Here is a 402-nt window from a genome sequence, read left to right as displayed (position 1 = left end):
GCAGCAACAGGTGTTTTACCTGCAATCATCGGCGCTTTATTACAAGAAGTGATCGATACAGTCTCTATTCTTTACGCCTTGAAAGCACTGAAGGATCGGAAATAAATAGGGTTAAGAAAGTTAGGAGATACTGCAGATGATTAACTTACGACAGATTCAGCCTTCAGATATCAGTCTATGCTATGACTTGAAATATGGCAAAAAAGCCGACTTGGCATGGATGGCTTACAACGGCCCCTATTTTGGAGATCCCATCTTATCAGTTGCTGCATTTGACAAGAAGATGAGGACACGAGTAAATGATCCCCACTATAAACTTATTATGGTTAATGCGCAAATCGTTGGTGAAGTATCAGCTTATTGGGTTGATGGCGACTTAAAAAAATGGCTTGAAGTGGGGAT

At 40.8% G+C, this 402-nt stretch carries 2 pseudogenes; both read left to right on the top strand.

The window, feature by feature from the left end:
• Window positions 1–105: pseudogene (locus RU86_RS12410) on the top strand (HAD-IC family P-type ATPase); the annotation flags it as partial.
• Window positions 106–136: 31 nt separating this feature from the next.
• Window positions 137–402: pseudogene (locus tag RU86_RS11865) on the top strand (GNAT family N-acetyltransferase); the annotation flags it as partial.

Origin of the sequence: Pseudolactococcus piscium, assembly GCF_002441695.1 — a bacterium.
In the GTDB taxonomy this organism is placed as follows: Bacteria; Bacillota; Bacilli; order Lactobacillales; family Streptococcaceae; genus Pseudolactococcus; species Pseudolactococcus piscium.
The sequence above is the reverse complement of the archived record's forward strand: the minus strand, read 5'-3'. Positions and strand labels throughout refer to the sequence as shown.